16 protein-coding genes and 1 pseudogene are annotated in these 17,411 nt (G+C 73.3%); 11 read left to right on the forward strand and 6 right to left on the reverse strand.

Features of this window, described 5'->3' with window-relative positions; all coding sequences use genetic code 11:
• Nucleotides 1–149: 149 nt before the first annotated feature.
• The gene (locus ABZT12_RS31500; protein ID WP_356390861.1) at nucleotides 150–1,190 is read right to left on the reverse strand and encodes an acyl-CoA dehydrogenase family protein; all 1,041 of its coding nucleotides are present in this window, start codon (nucleotides 1,188–1,190) and stop codon (nucleotides 150–152) included.
• Nucleotides 1,191–1,402: 212 nt separating this feature from the next.
• On the opposite strand from ABZT12_RS31500, the gene ABZT12_RS31505 reads away from it, so the two are divergent.
• Together ABZT12_RS31505 and ABZT12_RS31510 are read left to right on the forward strand one after the other, a co-directional pair.
• Nucleotides 1,403–2,725: an aldehyde dehydrogenase family protein gene (locus ABZT12_RS31505; protein WP_356390863.1), complete on the forward strand. Its 1,323-nt coding sequence runs from the start codon at nucleotides 1,403–1,405 to the stop codon at nucleotides 2,723–2,725.
• Between the two features lie 216 nt (nucleotides 2,726–2,941).
• A pseudogene (locus ABZT12_RS31510) lies at nucleotides 2,942–3,847 on the forward strand (aldo/keto reductase).
• Between the two features lie 27 nt (nucleotides 3,848–3,874).
• Here ABZT12_RS31510 and ABZT12_RS31515 read toward each other — a convergent pair.
• Complete coding sequence (locus ABZT12_RS31515; protein WP_356390980.1) at nucleotides 3,875–4,924, reverse strand: sodium-dependent transporter; 1,050 nt, start codon at nucleotides 4,922–4,924, stop codon at nucleotides 3,875–3,877.
• A gap of 231 nt (nucleotides 4,925–5,155) precedes the next feature.
• Between ABZT12_RS31515 and ABZT12_RS31520 the strand changes: the two genes are divergently transcribed.
• The 4 genes from ABZT12_RS31520 to ABZT12_RS31535 all read left to right on the forward strand — a co-directional run bounded on the left by ABZT12_RS31520 (nucleotide 5,156) and on the right by ABZT12_RS31535 (nucleotide 8,107).
• Nucleotides 5,156–5,527: a BlaI/MecI/CopY family transcriptional regulator gene (locus ABZT12_RS31520; protein WP_356390865.1), complete on the forward strand. Its 372-nt coding sequence runs from the start codon at nucleotides 5,156–5,158 to the stop codon at nucleotides 5,525–5,527.
• Complete coding sequence (locus tag ABZT12_RS31525; RefSeq protein ID WP_356390867.1) at nucleotides 5,524–6,456, forward strand: M56 family metallopeptidase; 933 nt, start codon at nucleotides 5,524–5,526, stop codon at nucleotides 6,454–6,456. Before ABZT12_RS31520 ends, ABZT12_RS31525 begins: the two co-directional genes overlap by 4 nt.
• Nucleotides 6,457–6,584: 128 nt before the next feature.
• Nucleotides 6,585–6,980, forward strand: a complete 396-nt coding sequence (locus ABZT12_RS31530; protein WP_356390869.1) for a VOC family protein — start codon at nucleotides 6,585–6,587, stop codon at nucleotides 6,978–6,980.
• A gap of 38 nt (nucleotides 6,981–7,018) precedes the next feature.
• Nucleotides 7,019–8,107, forward strand: coding sequence for an adenosine deaminase (locus ABZT12_RS31535; RefSeq protein ID WP_356390871.1), 1,089 nt, complete (start codon nucleotides 7,019–7,021; stop codon nucleotides 8,105–8,107).
• On the opposite strand, the gene ABZT12_RS31540 is transcribed toward ABZT12_RS31535, so the two are convergent.
• The 3 genes from ABZT12_RS31540 to ABZT12_RS31550 form a co-directional block, all read right to left on the reverse strand.
• On the reverse strand, nucleotides 8,071–8,586 hold the full coding sequence (locus tag ABZT12_RS31540; protein ID WP_356390873.1) for a DUF664 domain-containing protein: 516 nt from the start codon (nucleotides 8,584–8,586) through the stop codon (nucleotides 8,071–8,073). The genes ABZT12_RS31535 and ABZT12_RS31540 overlap by 37 nt on opposite strands.
• A 27-nt stretch (nucleotides 8,587–8,613) precedes the next feature.
• Nucleotides 8,614–8,793: a hypothetical protein gene (locus ABZT12_RS31545; protein ID WP_356390875.1), complete on the reverse strand. Its 180-nt coding sequence runs from the start codon at nucleotides 8,791–8,793 to the stop codon at nucleotides 8,614–8,616.
• 61 nt (nucleotides 8,794–8,854) lie between these two features.
• Nucleotides 8,855–9,769, reverse strand: coding sequence for a LysR substrate-binding domain-containing protein (locus ABZT12_RS31550; protein WP_356390877.1), 915 nt, complete (start codon nucleotides 9,767–9,769; stop codon nucleotides 8,855–8,857).
• A 126-nt stretch (nucleotides 9,770–9,895) separates the two neighbouring features.
• Between ABZT12_RS31550 and mgrA the strand changes: the two genes are divergently transcribed.
• The 5 genes from mgrA (at nucleotide 9,896) to ABZT12_RS31575 (ending at nucleotide 16,018) form a co-directional block, all read left to right on the forward strand.
• Nucleotides 9,896–10,888, forward strand: a complete 993-nt coding sequence (gene mgrA / locus ABZT12_RS31555) for an L-glyceraldehyde 3-phosphate reductase (RefSeq protein ID WP_356390982.1) — start codon at nucleotides 9,896–9,898, stop codon at nucleotides 10,886–10,888.
• Nucleotides 10,889–11,627: 739 nt separating this feature from the next.
• A complete protein-coding gene (locus ABZT12_RS31560) occupies nucleotides 11,628–12,038 on the forward strand; it encodes a hypothetical protein (RefSeq protein ID WP_356390878.1) in 411 nt (136 codons plus the stop codon).
• A gap of 77 nt (nucleotides 12,039–12,115) precedes the next feature.
• Complete coding sequence (locus ABZT12_RS31565; protein WP_356390880.1) at nucleotides 12,116–14,455, forward strand: FHA domain-containing protein; 2,340 nt, start codon at nucleotides 12,116–12,118, stop codon at nucleotides 14,453–14,455.
• 13 nt (nucleotides 14,456–14,468) lie between these two features.
• Complete coding sequence (locus ABZT12_RS31570) at nucleotides 14,469–15,038, forward strand: hypothetical protein (protein WP_356390881.1); 570 nt, start codon at nucleotides 14,469–14,471, stop codon at nucleotides 15,036–15,038.
• On the forward strand, nucleotides 15,038–16,018 hold the full coding sequence (locus ABZT12_RS31575; protein ID WP_356390882.1) for a serine/threonine-protein kinase: 981 nt from the start codon (nucleotides 15,038–15,040) through the stop codon (nucleotides 16,016–16,018). The genes ABZT12_RS31570 and ABZT12_RS31575 overlap by 1 nt, the downstream gene beginning before the upstream one ends.
• Here ABZT12_RS31575 and ABZT12_RS31580 read toward each other — a convergent pair.
• Complete coding sequence (locus ABZT12_RS31580) at nucleotides 16,002–17,306, reverse strand: streptophobe family protein (RefSeq protein ID WP_356390884.1); 1,305 nt, start codon at nucleotides 17,304–17,306, stop codon at nucleotides 16,002–16,004. The two genes, ABZT12_RS31575 and ABZT12_RS31580, sit on opposite strands and share 17 nt — an antisense overlap.
• Between the last annotated feature and the right edge of the window lie 105 nt (nucleotides 17,307–17,411).

Genomic DNA, 17,411 nt, shown 5'->3' on the forward strand with positions numbered 1-17,411 from the left:
CGCCCGGCGTGACCGCCCGGCGTGACCGCCCGGCGTGACCGCCCGGCGTGACCGCCCGGCGTGACCGCCCGGCGTGACCGCCCGGCGTGACCGCCCGGCGTGACCGCCTGGCGTGACCGCCCGGCGTCGTCGCGTCGAGGCGTGGGACCTCAAGTCGCCCTGCCCGCAAGGGCGTTCAGATGTGCGTGGCGGGACTCCGCCGTCTGGCCCTGCACCAGCAGGAACAGTCCCTCGCGCGCCAGCCGTTGTGCCCTGCTGGTCAGCGCGAGCGCCCTGCCGCCCCCGGCCACCACCGCCGCCGTGGTGGCCGTACTCATCACCTCGTACGCCCGGGTCCGGAGCGCCAGCCGCTCCGCGAGGTGTTCGTGCGGTACCGGGTGGTCCGCCAGCGCGTAGGCCCGGCGGCGGATCTCGGCGAGCCGGGTGCGCAGCGGGCCGGCCGTGTCCTCGTCCAGCAGGGCCAGGGCCGACTCCGCGACGCCCAGGACCGCGGGAGAGGTGTTCGTCGCCTTCGGGCGGTCGGCCGCCGCCCACTCCCCGTACGGCACGCGCAGGACCACCGCCTCCTCCGGTAGCCACAGGCCGTCCAGCTCCAGGGAGACCGTGCGGGAGGCGGTGAGCGCGGCGAGCCGTATCAGGGACGAGGGGCGGAGCCCGGGCTGCTCCCGCGCCTCCGTGAACGCGAACAGCGCCTCGTCCGCGTCCGTCACGCCCGCCAGCAGCATGACGTCGTTCAGGCCCCACCCGGTGTACCAGGGCACCGTTCCGTCGAAGCGCCGGCCGCCCCGCTCACGGGTGACCCGCACCGGGATCCGGGGGTGGGCCCGCAGGTGCGCGTAGGCGACGCCCGACAGCAGCTCACCGCTCGACAGCGGTCCCAACAGCCTCTCGCGCACAGGGAGTTCGCTCTTCGTCAGGGTCAGCACCGGTGTGTGGTGCTGCGTCTGCACGAACCAGGTCGAGCAGCAGGCCCCGGCGAGGATCTCCGCCGTCGCCCGTGCCACCGCGCCGGGAGCCGCCGAGCCGCCGTACGCCACCGGTGCGCTCACCCCCAGCAGGCCGGACCGCTTGACGGCGTCGAGGTGGCTCGCCGGGACGCCTTCCTGGTCGACGCGTTCGGCCTGCGGGGCGAGGAGGTCGTCGGCGAGCCGGCGGGCGCGGGTGACGAGGGGGTGGGGCGGGCTGGTCATGGGGAGATTCTCCCGCTCGGGCGGCGGAGCGTGCGCGCGCCGGGCCCGCGGGGACCCGTTTCGCCCCCGGAACGCCGTCGGGGGAACTGTCGGAGGGTGTGACCGCCCGGTCGCCGAAAGTGAGACGGCCGACGGCGGAATTATGTTGGTGGATGAAAGGTTGGCCTATACACCCGACCGTCGTCCTTTCCGCATCAGATCAGCGAGGCATCGTGACCCACTCCACCCCCGAGCGGCCCGCCGACATCGTGGCCCGGCTGCGCGCCACCTTCCGCACCGGCCGCACCAAGCCTGTGGCGTGGCGCACCGCCCAGTTGCGCCGGCTGCGCGAGCTGCTCACGGAGCACGGCGACGACCTGGCCGCCGCCCTCCACGCCGACCTCGGCAAGAGCGCCACCGAGGCCCAGCGCACCGAGATCGGCTTCACGATCCGCGAGATCGACCACACCCTCGAAAACCTCGACGCCTGGCTGCGCCCGGAGCCCGCGCCCGTACCGGCCCACCTCGGCGCCGACGCGACCGCCTGGACGCAGTACGACCCGCTCGGTGTCGTCCTGGTGATCGCCCCCTGGAACTACCCGGTGCAGCTCCTGCTGACCCCGGTCGTCGGCGCGCTCGCCTCGGGCGACGCCGTCGTCGTCAAGCCCAGCGAGATGGCGCCGGCCACCTCCGCCGCCCTCGCCCGGCTGCTGCCCGCCTACCTCGACACCGACGCGGTCGCCGTCGTCGAGGGCGGGGTCCCCGAGACCACGGCCCTGCTCGCCGAACGTTTCGACCACGTCTTCTACACCGGCAACGGCGCCGTCGGCCGCGTCGTCCTGCGGGCCGCCGCCGAGCACCTCACCCCGGTCACCCTCGAACTCGGCGGCAAGTCACCGGCCTTCGTCGACCGGGGCGCCGACCTCAAGGTCGTCGCGGAGCGCCTGGCGCGCGGCAAGTTCCTCAACGCGGGCCAGACCTGTGTGGCCCCCGACTACGTCCTGACCGACCCGGAGACCGCCGCCGCGCTGGAACCCCTGCTGGCGAGCGCGGTCGAGGCGGTCCACGGCGCCGACCCGCAGACCTCCGCCGAGTACGGCCGCATCGTCAACGAGCGGCACTTCGACCGGCTCGCCGGGCTGCTCGGCTCCGGCCGGGTCGTGGTCGGTGGCGGCAGTGACCGTGCCGACAAGTACATCGCGCCCACCGTCCTCGCCGACGTGGACCCGGACTCGCCCGTCATGGCGGAGGAGATCTTCGGCCCGATCCTGCCGATCGTGACCGTGCCCGGACTGGACGAGGCGATCGACTTCATCAACGACCGCGACAAGCCGCTCGCCCTGTACGTCTTCGGCGACGACGCCGTCACCCGCGACCGGATCGTCGCCGAGACCTCCTCCGGCGGCCTCGGCTACGGCCTTCCGCTCGCCCATCTCACCGTCTCCGACCTGCCGTTCGGCGGTGTGGGCGAGAGCGGCATGGGCAACTACCACGGCCGCTACTCGATCGAGACGTTCAGCCACCGCAAGGCGGTGCTGGACAAGCCGCTGAGCTGACCCGGCCGCGCCGCGACGGCATGCCGCCGCCCCTGCACGCGAGGGGCCGGCGGCACGCCGTCGCGGCGCTCGCGCCCCGGGCGGCCGCGTGGGGGAACTGGGCGTACCGCACCGGCCGTTGGGGTGAACCGCGCCTCATCACTGCCTGCTGGGGCGGGAGTCGAGCCGACGTGCCGCCCCGGGCGCCGCACGCCGGCCCTGTGCGAGACTCCGCCGATGACCTCAGAGGAGATCACCGCGGCCGCCTCGGGCAGTGGGAAACTCGGCGGCCTGTCCGTGCGCCGGATCGGCTTCGGCGCGATGCGACTGACCGGCAGCGCCGCCTTCCACCTCGGCACGCCCAGCGACCGCGCCCGGTCGATCGCCGTACTGCGCAAGGCGGTTGAACTCGGCGTCAACCACATCGACACCGCGGCCTTCTCCTTCTCGTCCCTGCGGTCGGCCAACGAGATCATCAACAGCGCGCTCTCGCCGTACGGCGACGATCTCGTCATCGTCACCAAGGTCGGGCCCCACCGGGACCACGCGGGGGAGTAGGGAACCTCCGCGAGGCCCGACCAACTGCGCGGTCAAGTGGAGGAGAACCCCCGCCAGTTGGGCCGTGACCAGCTCGACGTCGTCAACCTCCGGCGGATGTGGCAGGACTCCGTCGCCGAGCACTTCGGCGCGCTCGCCGACCTCCGGGAGAAGGGCCTGATCCGGCACCTCGGTCTCTCCGACGTCGAGCCCCGCCATCTCGCCGAGGCCCAGGAGATCGCCCCGGTGGTGTGTGTGCAGAACCGCTACGGCCTGGACCACCACGCTCCCGGCACCGACGAGATGCTGCGGATCTGCGGTGCACAGGGCATCGCCTTCGTGCCGTTCTTCGCGATCGCCGGTGCGGGCGGGGCGCGCGGCGCCACCACCGCGCACCCCGAAGAGGTACTGGACATCGCCCGCGCGCACGGCGCGAGCCCGGCCCGGATCCGGCTCGCGTGGACGCTGCGGCAGGGCCCGCATGTGCTGGCCATTCCCGGCACCGGCGACCCCGGACATCTCACCGAGAACATCGCGGCGGGCGCCGTACGCCTCACCGACGAGGAAGCGGCCCGCCTCGACGCGGTGCACCACAGGGCCGGTTGAGGCCCCGGCCCGGCTCTCCGCACCGGCTCACCTCCCCACCCGTCGCACCACCCGCCCGGCGGCCATCTTCTGCAACAGGCCGTACGCCAGCACCGGCAGCAGGACGTGCGGACGGTCGGGCAGGGCCGTCGTGATCAGGACCGCGCTCGCGCTGCTGTTGTTCATCCCGCAGGCCAGCGTCACCGAAGCGCCGGTCCGCGCGTCCAGCCGCAGCACCCGTACGGCGGCCCGGCCGAGCGTGAAGGACAGGCCGCACACCGTGGCGGCGACGGCGAGCGCCCCCGCGAGCAGGACCGGGCGCGGATGCAGCAGGAAGGGGCCGAGCACCCCGCTGGCGTTGACATAGGTGAGCAGCAGCGACCCGGCCAGGGCGGCCGGGACGGTGCCGCGCAGGAGCGCCTCCCCGGCCGGCCGGGGGAGCGCGAGCCGGGCCAGGAGGCCCGCCGCGCACGGCAGGAGGACCGAGGTGAGCGCGAAGGCGTGCCCGGCGGAGTGGCCCACCGGGGCGAGTCTGCCCGCGTAGTCGCCCTTGAGCAGCGGAGACAGGACGGCGAGGGTCACCGGCACGGTCAGCGGACTGACCAGCGTGGAGGCGAGGACCAGGCCGACGGCCGTGGGCTGGTCGCCGTCCCCCTTCGCGGTCCACACCGTGGCGCCGGCCGCCACCGGCATCGCCACGACGAGGATCATCGCGGCGAGCATTCCGCTGCCGCCGTCCTGGTCGGGCGACGCGCGCAGCGCCAACGCGACCCCGGGCACGATCAGCAGTGGCACCAGGACGTGCAGGACGAGACCGGCGACCAGCGCTGCCGGGCGCCGCAACAGCAGGCGCAGTCCGTGCGGCGGCACCTGACAGCCGGCGCTGAACAGGACCAGTGCGAGGAGCAACTGCGGTACGCAGAAGGCGAGTTCACCCAGGCCGGCGGCGTCGAGAGGGTGCGGGCGGCGGAGCCACAGGCCCGGGGCGGGCAGTACCGCGGCGGCCGCGTAGGTCACGGCGACGGCGGGTCCGAGGCGGCGGCGCAGCAGCGCGGACAGCCGGGGTTCCGCGCGACTCCGCCCGGAACGGGGGCACATGAACGGCATGGACAGGCTCTTCCGTCGTCGGAACCGGGGGGAGACGGAAGGCGGCTATGCCGAAGGGGCCCGGCGCGGCATGCAGGAGAATGGGTGTGCGAAGTCCTGCGGTCATCGCGACGGCCCCTTTCATAATGGGTGCGCGGGCGCAGTCCGGCAGGCACCCGCCCGACTACAATCCTGTAGACGGTCTACTGAACTGTAGACGAGCACGGGGTGAGGATCGTTCCCATGACCGACGCGAGAGACGAACGCCGACCGGCGGGCGAGCTGGAGGCCACCGTCATGGCCGCCCTCTGGGCCGCCGGCGCGCCGCAGACCCCCGGCCAGGTGCAGCTCAGCCTGGGCTCCGGCCTGGCGCGCACGACGGTGACCACGATCATGACCCGTCTGCACGACAAGGGTGTCGTCGAGCGTCGGCGCCAGGGCCGCGGCTACGCCTACTACCCGGTCCAGGACGCCCAGGGACTCACCGCCCGCCGGATGCACACCGAACTCGACCGGGACCTGGACCGCGAGACCGTCCTCGCCCGTTTCGTCGCCCAGCTCAGCCCCGACGACGAGCGGGTCCTGCGCGACCTCCTCGAATCAGGTGACGGATGATCGCGCTGCTGCTCCTGCCGATCGCGCTGCCCTTCCTGGTCGCGCCGGTCACCCGCCGCGCCCTCGACCGGCTCGCGCCCCGCACCGCCCTGTGGCTGCTCACCCTCTGCACGGTGGTCACCGCCGGCTGCTCCCTCGCCGCGCTCGGCGCGTTCGTCCTCACCGGGCTGCTCCAGCTCTCCGTCTTCGCCGCCCTCGGCGAACTCGTCCACCCGCTGCGTACCGCCTCCGACGCCTTCGTCGTGCCGGCGGCGACGCTCTCCGTCGGCGCCCTCGCCGTGTCCCTGTGGACCGTCGCCCGCGCGGTGCTGCGGCAGACCCGCGCCTTCCGCGCGGCCCGCACGGAGGCCGACCGGGGGCCGGCCGCGGGCGACCTGTGCGTGGTCGACTCCCCGGACCCGGACGCGTACGCGCTGCCCGGCCGGCCACACCGGATCGTCGTCACCACCGCGATGCTGCGCAGCCTCGACGCCGCCGAACGCGAGGCGCTCTTCGCGCACGAGCGGGCGCACAACGCGGGCGGCCACCACTACTTCCTCGCCGCCGCGGAACTGGCCGCCCACTGCCACCCGGCACTGCGGCCGGTCCGCCACCAGATCCGACTCGCGGCCGAGCGCGTCGCGGACGAGGCCGCCGCCTCGGCCGTCGGCGACCGTCGGCTGACCGCTCGCGCCATCGCCCGCGCGGCCCTCGCCGGACAGTCGGCGGCCCGCTCCGCCCGCCCCGGCTTCGCCGCCGGCGCCACCACCGGGCCCGTCCCGCTCCGCGTCAAGGCGCTGCTGGCGGGCCCGCCCGGCGCCCACCGGGCCGCCGCCGCTGCCGCCGCCCTGCTCCTGGCCTGGGCCGGCCTCTCCTGCGGCGCCGCGGCCACGGGGATGATCGACTTCCATCACCAGGTCGAGGTGGCGCAGGGCGAGGAGGCTCCGTAGGGGCCGGCCCGCTTCCCCGGTCCGTCGCCCGTCGTCGCCACCTCTTCTCACCCCCTCGGAACCTCGACTGGCGGCAACGACGTTTTACGTATAACCTCTCCCGTCAATCCCCCTCCCGAGAGGTCCCGATGAGCCGTATCGCCCTGGTCACCCTCGTCGTCGACGACTACGACGACGCGATCCGCTTCTACACCGAGGCGCTCGGATTCCGGCTCGTCGAGGACACTCCGCGGCCCGACGGATCCCGCTGGGTCGTCGTCGCCCCCGGGGCAGCCGGAACCGGCACCGGACTGCTCCTCGCCCGGGCCAAGGACGAGGCGCAGCGCGGGCGGATCGGTGACCAGACCGGCGGCCGGGTCGGGTTCTTCCTGCACACCGACGACTTCGCCGCCGACCACGCCCGGATGCGCGCCGCCGGGGTGACCTTCCTGGAGGAGCCCCGCCACGAGCCCTACGGCTCGGTCGCCGTCTTCCAGGATCTGTACGGCAACCGCTGGGACCTGCTCCAGCCCGCCACCGACTGACCCCACCCCACCGCACACCTGCCGAGGAAACACCGCACATGACCGCCTCCCCCGTCGACCACGACACCCTCCGCCGGCTGCCCAAGGCCGTGCTCCACGACCACCTCGACGGCGGCCTGCGCCCCGCCACCGTGGTGGAACTCGCGGACGCGGTGGGACACACCCTGCCCACCACCGACCCGGACGCGCTCGCCGCCTGGTACTTCGACGCCGCCAACTCCGGTGATCTGGTGCGCTACATAGCCACCTTCGAGCACACCCTCGCCGTGCTCCAGACCCGTGAGGGCCTGCTGCGCGCCGCCGAGGAGTACGTGCTCGACCTCGCCGCCGACGGGGTCGTCTACGGCGAGGTGCGCTACGCCCCCGAGCTGATGGTGAACGGCGGGCTGGCCCCGGCCGAGGTGGTGGAGACCGTCCAGGAGGGCCTCGCGGCCGGCATGGCGAAGGCCGCCGCGGCGGGAACGCCCCTCCAGGTCCGGACCCTGCTGTGCGGCATGCGGATGTTCGACCGGGTCCGGGAGGCCGCCGACCTCGCCGTGGCCTTCCGGGACGCGGGTGTCGTCGGCTTCGACATCGCCGGCGCCGAGGACGGCTTCCCGCCCGCCGACCACCTCGGCGCCTTCGCGCACCTGCGCGCCGAGAGCGTCCCGTTCACCATCCACGCCGGTGAGGCGCACGGGCTGCCCAGCATCCACCAGGCCGTCCAGGTGTGCGGCGCCCAGCGCGTCGGGCACGGTGTCCGCATCACCGAGGACATCGTCGACGGCAAGCTCGGCCGGCTGGCCGGCTGGGTGCGCGACCGCCGTATCGCCCTGGAGATGTGCCCGACCTCCAACCTCCAGACGGGCGCGGCCACTTCGATCGCCGAGCACCCCATCACCGCGTTGAAGGACCTGGGCTTCCGGGTCACCCTCAACACCGACAACCGGCTGGTCTCCGGTACGACCATGACCCGGGAGATGTCCCTCCTGGTCGAGCAGGCGGGCTGGACGGTGGAGGACCTGCGCACGGTCACGGTGAACGCGGTGAAGAGCGCGTTCCTCCCGTTCGACGAGCGCAGGGCCCTCATCGAGGACGTCGTCCTGCCGGGCTACGCGTCCGTGCTCGCCACCAGCCCCCGGACGTAGGCGGCCTGTCCGACGTGCTGGAGATCGTCGGAGAGCACGCTGACGAGCCGTACGCCGAGGGTGACCGGCGGGTCCCAGCGCTCGTCCACGACCCGCTCGAAGTCCTCGGCGGCCAGCCCGCGCAGGTACCCCAGGGTCTGGGTGTGCACCGTGTCGTAGTAGCCGGTCAGCAGGGTGGCGGACTCCACCCGCACCGTGCCGACCTTCGCGGACGTATGGCCGTAGCCTGTGTCCGCGCGTGGCAGGTCGAGTCCGAAGCGCTTCTCCCAGCCCTCCGTGAGCCACACCTGGTCGAGACCGGAGGCGTCGGCGACATGGTCGTCCTGGACCCGGGTGAGATGCCAGACGAGCCAGGCGATCGAGTTGGCGTCGGAGCCGGGACGGGCGTGGAGCTGGTCCGGTGACAGTCCTTCCACCGCCGAGTGGACTTCTTCCTGGATGCGGCCGAAGCCGTCGATGAGGATGTCCTTTGCATGCATACGACCACCATCGCGCATCGCGGTCGCTCACGCGTCCGGAATACGGCTCCCGCGCCCGCCCGGCGGCACCCGCAGGCCGGGGCCGTCGCGCGGGGAGGGAGGGTCGTTGTCGCGCGGGACGCGACCGGTGACCGGCGGATCGTGCGCGGTCGCCCGCTCGGCGACAGGCCTGAACGTGCCCTCGACGAACGGAATGTGACGGACCATCAGTTCCGCTTTTCGGCCAGCCGCCGTTGTCCGGATATCGTCTGTGCCGACGAGCCCTCGGTCAGGCGGGGTCCGCGTCCTCGGCGGCCGGCGCCAACTCCTCTGTCTCCAGCAGCGTGATCAGGGCGCGGGCCGCCGGACTGGTGGCCTCGGGCGGCGGCAGCAGCGCCACCGTCTCGTAGGCCTCGTCGCCGGTGCCCTTCAGGGGGAGCGCGGTGAGCGCCTGCCGCTTGTCCCGGAAGTGCTGGGGGACCACCGCGACACCGAGGTTCTCGTCGACCAGGTCCAGGAGGCTGTGCACATCGTTGACCTCCAGCGCGACCGTCCGCCGTACGCCCGCGCCGGCGAAGGCCGCGTCCGTGGTGCGGCGCGGACCCCAGTCCGGGTGGAAGTCGACGAAGACCTCGCCGCCCAGGTCCTGGGGGGTCAGCGCGGCCCCGGTCCGGGCCAGCCGGTGGCTGGGATGGCAGAGCACGGTCATCGGCTCGCTGGTCAGCGCCAGCGAGCGCAACTGGTCGGTGTCCGCCTGCGTCCGGTAGGCGAAGGCCAGGTCGAGCCGGCCGGCCGCGACCTCCTCCGCCAGCGCGCCGGAGCCCGCCTGGCGCAGCCGGATCTCCACGTCCGGGTGACGGCGCCGGAACGCGGCGAGCAGCCCGGCCACCCGCACCCCGGCGATGCACTGCTCGGTGCCCAGCGCAAGCGTGCCCCGCAGCACACCCTGCACCGCGGCGACCGCCTCGTGCGCGGTCCTGACCTGGGCGAGGATCCGCTCCGCCTCGGCGAGCAGGGCGCGGCCCGCCTCGGTGAGCGTCACCCGGCGGGTGGTCCGCACGAAGAGCGGGGTCTGGAGCTCCCGCTCCAGGGCCCGGATCGACGCCGACAGGCCCGACTGGGACACCATCAGGCGCTCCGCGGCCCGGGTGAAGTGCTGGTCCTCGGCGACCGCGACGAAGTGCTGGAGATGACGCAGTTCCATGATTGAGAAGCGTAACCGCTGAATTTCATCGCATTCTCCTGTTGGACCGCTGCCCGCGGGCCGGGGGAGAGTGGGCGGCGTATGAGCAGGATTCGCAGCAGCAGTGCCCACACCTCTGGAGTCGCGTTGTACACCGCACACCCCGACCGTTACGCGGACATGCCCTACCGGCGCACCGGACGCAGCGGCCTGCAGCTCCCCGCGCTGTCGCTCGGCCTGTGGCACAACTTCGGCCCCGACCGGCCGGTCGACACGCAGCGGGCCATCCTGCGCCGCGCCTTCGACCTAGGTGTCACCCACTTCGACCTGGCCAACAACTACGGCCCGCCGCCCGGCGCCGCCGAGTCCGCGCTGGGCGACGCCCTCAAGGCGGACTTCGCGCCGTACCGCGACGAACTGGTGATCTCCACCAAGGCCGGCTATCTGATGTGGCCCGGCCCGTACGGCGAGTGGGGTTCGCGCAAGTACGTGCTCTCCTCGCTCGACCAGAGCCTGTCCCGGCTGGGCCTGGAGTACGTCGACATCTTCTACTCGCACCGCCCCGACCCGGAGACTCCCCTCGAGGAGACGATGGGCGCCCTGCACTCCGCCGTCCAGCAGGGCAAGGCGCTCTACGTCGGCATCTCCAACTACTCGGCGGAGCAGACCCGGGAGGCCGCCCGCATCCTCGGCGAGCTGGGCACCCCGCTGCTGATCCACCAGCCGCGCTACTCGATGCTCGACCGCCGCCCCGAGGACGAGGGTCTGCTGGACGCGCTGGACGAACTCCGCGTCGGCTCCATCGTCTTCTCCCCGCTGGAGCAGGGCCTGCTCAGCTCCCGCTACCTCGACGGCATCCCGGAGGGGTCCCGGGCGGCGAGCGACAGCCCGTTCCTCAATTCGGAGGCGGTCACCGAGGACCTCGTGGGCCGGCTGCGCGCCCTCGACGAGATCGCCAAGGGGCGCGGCCAGACGCTGGCGCAGCTCGCTCTGGCCTGGGTGCTGCGCGGCGGCCGGGTGACCTCCGCCCTGGTCGGCGCGAGCAGCCCGCAGCAGTTGGAGGACAGCGTCGCGGCCACCCGCAACCTGGACTTCGACGCCGAGGAGCTGGCCCGTATCGACGCGATCGTCAGGCCGTGACCGCTGCCTGACCTCGCGGAGCCGGGCCGCCGCCGCTTCGACGGCGCGCGGCGGCCCGCCCTGGTCTCTCGGGCGGCCTCACGGCCTCGGGAGTGGACCGTCCAACTACGGGTGCGTGCTCAGGAGTTGAGCCGTTCCTCCGGGCGCAGGTCACCCGGTCGCCCTCCGCCTTCCCGATCGCCGCACGGAGCTCGGCCTTCACCGGAAGTGTGTGGCGTCTCCGACAGTTGAGCCGCCGAGCGGCCGTAGCCGCGGCACCCGGCGTCGGCGGTGCGCGCATCGGGGCGGCCAGATCTCCGGGCGGACGGTGACGGCGCCGTCCGGCAGGTGTAGGTTCCGTCGGCGGGCCGCTGGGTTTCCCTGACGCGCGGTGCCCGCGGAACTGCCGGGCTGATCTCCTTCAAAGCCGTCCTCGCTGGTCAGGGGAGCGCTCGGAATTCTCGTCCAGCCGTCGCGCGCGCCCTGTCCCGGGCGGCCCGGCGCGTCGCTCGCCCGTCGGGCGATGACAGTCGCGGAATGACGTCCAGGCCCCCGCAGCAATTCGGCCAATCAAGCCCTTGAATATGCCAAGAGACTGGCTGAAAAGCCGTGGTGACAGTGTTTCAGGAGTCAACATACTCGACAGCTAGGGCACATCTTCACGATGTGAAACCGCCATCGTTCGCAGCTCACCGGCCAACTGAGCCGTAAGGAAAGCGAGGTCCGACCGGCAAGCCGCGGACGCGACGGGGGAGTGATCGTGCACGACGAATTCCTGTGCCATGTCACCGCGTACGGCGCCTGCGACGGCAGGCGTATCGGAGTGCCCCTGGGAACCTACCGTGCCCCGACCCTGGCCCTCGCCCTGTGGTGGCTGCGCGACCGCGCGAGCTGGATCGCCGACCGTCTCGATCCCGACCCGGAGAACCCGGTCTTCCCGGCGGGCGCCCTCGTCCCGGTCGCCGGCACGGTGCCCGACGTACCGGGACTGCTGCGCGCCTGGGCAGGCGACGACGGCCAACAGGAGCTGGTGGCCAACGAGTTGGCGGCCGGCCGGCTGGTGCGGATCGCCACCAGCGACGAGACCACCGAGTACGAACTGCTCGCCGAGTCGGTGGACGCCCTGCGCATGCAGCGCACCCTCCCCTCGCTGGCCGTGCCCGTCGCCTGAACCGGCCCGGCCGCCGGGACCGCTCCCTCCCACTCTCCGAACGGCGCACTCCTGGGCGAATCGGTAGAATTCTGGGCATGGCAGAGCGGCCGGTCACGCCGACTGCGCCCGAACTCCTCCTGGAGACGGAGACGGGCTCCACAATGATGAGCCCGAGCCGGGACTACCACGTCGGCCGCGACCCCCTGTGCGACATCGTCATCGACGACTCCCGGGTCTCCTGGCACCACGCCGTGCTGCGGCCCGAGGCCGACCACTGGACCATCGAGGACGAGCACAGCACCAACGGCACCTACGCCGACGGCCGCCGCGTCGAGGAGTGGGGCGTGGGCCCCGGCAGCGTGATCCGGTTCGGCAACCCCGCCGACGGCCCCCGCCTCGTCCTGGCCGGCCGCCCGGCGCCCGCACCGGAGCGCCCCTCGGTCGTCTCGGTCCCCGCCCTCACCGGCACCTTCCGCCGCCCCACCACCGTACGGCCGCTGCCCGCCCGCGCCGTCCGCATCGGGCGCGCCGACGACAACGACCTCGTCGTCGACGACCTGATCGTCTCCCGCCACCACGCCGAACTGCGCACCCTGCCCGACGGCACGTACGAGATCGCCGACCTCGGCAGCCACAACGGCACGTATCTGAACGGCCAGCCCGTCACCGGCGCCCGGATCGGGCCGGGTGACGTCGTCGGCATCGGGCACTCCGCGTTCTGCCTGGTCGGCGACGAGCTGCGGGAGTACGTCGACACCGGCGAGGTCTCCCTCGACGTACAGGACCTCACCGTCGCGGTGGACCGGGGCCGCAAGATCCTCCTCGACCGGGTGTCCTTCCCCGTAGGGGAGAAGTGCCTGCTCGCCGTCGTCGGACCCAGCGGCGCCGGGAAGTCCACCCTCCTCAACGCCCTCACCGGCCAGCGCCCCGCCGACCACGGCACCGTCCTCTACGACGGCCGCGACCTGTACCGCGACTACTCCGAACTGCGCCAGCGCATCGGTCTCGTCCCGCAGGACGACATCCTGCACGGCCAGCTCACCGTGCGCGCCGCCCTCACCTACGCGGCCGAACTCCGCTTCCCGCAGGACACCGCGAAGGTGGAGCGACGCGACCGGGTGGACGAGGTGATCCGCGAACTGGGCCTGGAGGAGCGGGCCGGACAGCCCGTGCACAGCCTCTCCGGCGGTCAGCGCAAGCGGGTCAGCGTCGCCCTGGAACTGCTGACCAAGCCGTCGCTGCTCTTCCTCGACGAACCCACCTCGGGCCTCGATCCGGGCATGGACCGCTCGGTGATGCACATGCTCCGGGGCCTCGCCGACGACGGCCGGACCGTCATCGTCGTCACGCACAGCGTCCTCAGCCTGGACGTCTGTGACCGGCTCCTCGTGCTCGCGCCCGGCGGCAGGACCGCCTACTACGGGCCGCCCGGGGACGCCCTCGCCTTCTTCGGCTTCGAGGAGTGGCCGGAGGCGTTCGAGGCCTTCGAGCGAGACCGCCACCGGGACTGGGCGGGGGAGTTCCGCGACTCCCCGTTCCACCGCCGGTACATCGACGAGTCGACCGCGCAGCCCCGGCTGCCCCGCTCCGGCCCGGTCACCGTGGCCCCGCCGCCCCGGCCCCGCAGCCGCGGAGCGCAGCTCAGCACCCTGGTCCGCCGCTACACGGCCGCCCTCGCCGCCGACCGCACCTTCCTCGTCATCATGATCGCGCTGCCCTTCGTAATGGGCGCGATGGCCCGCGCCCTGGCCGGCGACAGGCTGACCCGGGAGACCGCGATGAACGCGCTGCTCATCCTCTGCGTCGGCGGAGTCCTGACCGGCGCGGCCAACGCGGTGCGCGAACTCGTCAAGGAACGCGCGATCTACCGGCGCGAACGGGCCGTCGGCCTCTCCAGATCGGCGTACCTGCTCTCCAAGATCGTGGTGCTGGGCGCGATCACCGTGCTCCAGGCCATCGTCCTCACCCTGGTCGCCCTGCTCGGCGTCAACCTCAACGCCCCAGGCGGGAAAGGCGTGTTGATGCCCCCGCTGATCGAGATCACGGTGGCCGTCGCGCTGCTCTCCTTCACCGCCATGGTGCTCGGTCTGCTGGTCTCCGCACTGGTGCGCAAGGAAGAGGTGACGATGCCGCTGCTCGTGCTCCTCGCCATCGTGCAGGTCGTGTTCTGCGGCGCTCTGCTGAAACTGCACGGCGTGCCCGGCCTCGACCAGCTCTCCTGGCTGGTGCCCTCCCGATGGGCGCTCGGCGGAATGGCGGGCACCATCGGACTGGCCCGGATCGTGCCCGGCACGCTGACCGGCGATCCGCTGTTCCGGCACTCCGCCGGGGTGTGGCTGCTCGACATGGCGATGCTGGTCGTGCTGTCGGCGCTCTTCGGTCTCGCGGTCTCCCGGCTGCTGCGCCGGCACGAGCCGGCCGTGATGCGGAAGTAGGAGGGGCACCCCGATGACGACCGCCGGCTTCGCGCCCACGCACGTCGTGCCCCAGCACGGCATGCCCGCCTGGGAGGTCCCCGACCCGGGCCGGCCCACCGTCCCGCTCGACCCGCTGCTGCCGGTCCAGCTGCTGGAGCAGCGCGGCGACTGGGCCCGGGTCCTGTGCTCCAACGGCTGGGCCGCCTGGGTCGACGGCCGCCACCTCCTCGCCGTACCCCAGGACCCGCCCGCCGCCGGCGGCCCCCTCACCCGCAGCGCCGACCCACGCCCCCTGCTCGCCCGCGCCGAACAGAGCCTCGCCCGCTACCGGGCCGCCGTCGAGGAACGGGCGGCCGGCGGACTGGACGGCTCGTCCTTCCACGCCCGCACCCACGGGCTGCGGATCGGTGTGATCGTCGACGGCGAGTCCGTATGGCTCTACGACGCGGACCACGAACGCTGGGTCTACGGCGACGGCATCCGCCTCAGCGCCTACGCCACCGACGACGGCCCCGAGGCCGCCGCCCGGGACCAGAAGCATGCCGCCCCGGACCTCGGCCATGCCCCGACCCAGGTGGTACGGCCCGACGGCGGCCCGTGATGGTCCGCGACACCGGCCTCTTCTCCGGCCGCCCCTCCGAACTGGTCGGCCGACGGATCGCGGGCTACCGCCTCGACCGCGAGATCGGCCGCGGCGGCATGGCGGTGGTCTACCGCGCCCAGGACCTGCGCCTGGACCGCACGGTCGCCCTCAAACTGCTGGCCCCGGAACTCGCCCGCAACGACACCTTCCGCAAACGCTTCACCCACGAGTCCCGGGTCGCCGCCGCGATCGACCACCCGCACATCGTCCCGGTCTTCGAGGCCGGGGAGACGGACGGCGTCCTGTACATCGCCATGCGCTACGTCGCCGGCAGCGACCTGCGTCATCTCCTGGACAGTTCGGGCCCGTTGCCCCTCCCGACGACCGTCCGGATCGCCGGCCAGGTCGCCTCCGCCCTCGACGCGGCCCACGAGCACGGGCTCGTCCACCGGGATGTGAAGCCCGGCAACATCCTGGTGGCCCGGGGCACCGACAGCGACCATCCCGAGCACGTCTACCTCACCGACTTCGGCCTCACGAAGAAGTCGCTCTCCCTGACCGGGTTCACCACCGTCGGCCAGTTCGTCGGCACCCTCGACTACGTGGCGCCCGAGCAGATCTCCGGCCGCCCGGTGGACGGCCGCTGTGACGTGTACGGCCTGGCCTGCGTCGTCTACGAGTGCCTCGCGGGCCGCCCGCCGTTCCGCCGCGACGACGACATGGCCCTCCTCTGGGCCCACCAGTACGACGAGCCGCCGCCGCCCACCGAGTCGTGCCCCGGTCTGCCGCCCCACGTCGACCAGGTCTTCGCCAAGGCCCTCGCCAAGTCCCCCGACGACCGCTACGACTCCTGCCTGGCCTTCGTCACCGGCCTGCGCGGCACCCCCGCCGCAGGCCACCCGCGGACCCAGGTCGACCTGCGAGCGGCCCCGCCGCGGGACGGCCGGCCGCCGCCGCCCCCGCACTGGGCCGAGCCGGTGTTCAGGCGGCGCGGTTAGCCCGCGCCGCGGGCCCGTTCCCGTTCTTCTCGACCTCGCCCCGCCGCCGCACCGGCTTCGCCAGCAGCGCGCCGAGGAACCCCGCGACCAGTCCCCACAGCGCGCCGAGGCCGACCGCCGTCCACAGCTCCGGTCGCAGGGAGAGCCGGCCGGACAGGCCGCCGCCGGCGTCGCCGATGCCGAGGAGGGAGAGGCCGTAGTGGGCGGAGAGCCGGCAGGTGAGACAGATCATCAGGACCGCGAGGGCCAGGGCGACGGCGAGGTGGACGGCGTGCTGCCAGACGCGCGTGCGGGCCGGGGAGCGGGCCGCCATCACGAACGCGGCGGCCCACAGCAGGACCGCGTCGATCACGAGGAGCCACCACACCCGGCCGTCGTAATGGGCGAGGGTGCGCAGGTTCAGCGTGGAGAAGTCGGGGGTGCGCAGCACCTGGTCGAGCAGGTGCGGCACGGGCAGTCCGAAGGGGCCCACGACGCGGCCGTGCCAGGTCGCGCCCAGACCGATCGTGAGGGTCAGCCACACCAGGTTGGGCAGGCCGAGCAGGATCAGGGCGAAGGTCTGGGTGGCGTGGCCCCGGGTCGCCGCGACGACCAGGGCGGTGACGAGGCCGAGCACCACGTAGAGCAGGAGCAGGACCAGGACGGCGTGGGCGGCGGGGCGTACCGAGGCGTGGAGGCGGACCAGGCGGGGCGGGAGCGGCGCCGTCCGGGAGACCAGCAGGGCCAGGACGAGGACGCCCGCCAGCCACAGCAAGGCGAAGAGGACGCTCTCGACGACGGCGGCCCGGAAGCCGACCGTCGGCGAGGTGTCGAGTACGTCGCCGATGTCGCCGAGCGTGCCGTTGCCGAGGGAGATGGCGAACTTCTGCCGGGCCGCGAGGGACACGCCGACCATCGCCGCCAGCCACAGGACGGCGATCCGGCCCGCCCACCCGGCCAGTTCCGCGGTGCCGGCGACCGCTCGGTGCCGCAGGGGCCGCAGAAATCCCGCGCCGACGACCAGGGCGCCGACCAGCGTCACCGACAAGGGGATCGCGGTCAGCCCGGCCCGGGTCCCGGCGATCGCACCGGCGTCGCCCGAGATGGCGATGGTGCCGCCGACGGCCGTCACGACGGTCGCCGCCACGACCCGGGGGAAGGCGTCCCCGGGCAGGCCGGTCGCGCCGGCCGCCCACAGCCCCAGCGCGGCGATCACGCCCATCGCGAGCAGGGCGGCCAGTACGGTGCTCACGGCCTGGACCCAGCCGTGGCGGGCGACTGCATGATCAGCCGGGGGTGGGAGGCTCACGCTGCCACGCTAGGCAGCCTCCGCGCGGAACGCCCGCCGGGAGGTCCGTCCGATTCGGCTTGCGGGCGGTACCGGATCCGAGCACACAATGGGTTCGGCGTGGAC

It is taken from the genome of Streptomyces sp. NPDC005423 (assembly GCF_040606415.1).
In the GTDB taxonomy this organism is placed as follows: Bacteria; Actinomycetota; Actinomycetes; order Streptomycetales; family Streptomycetaceae; genus Streptomyces.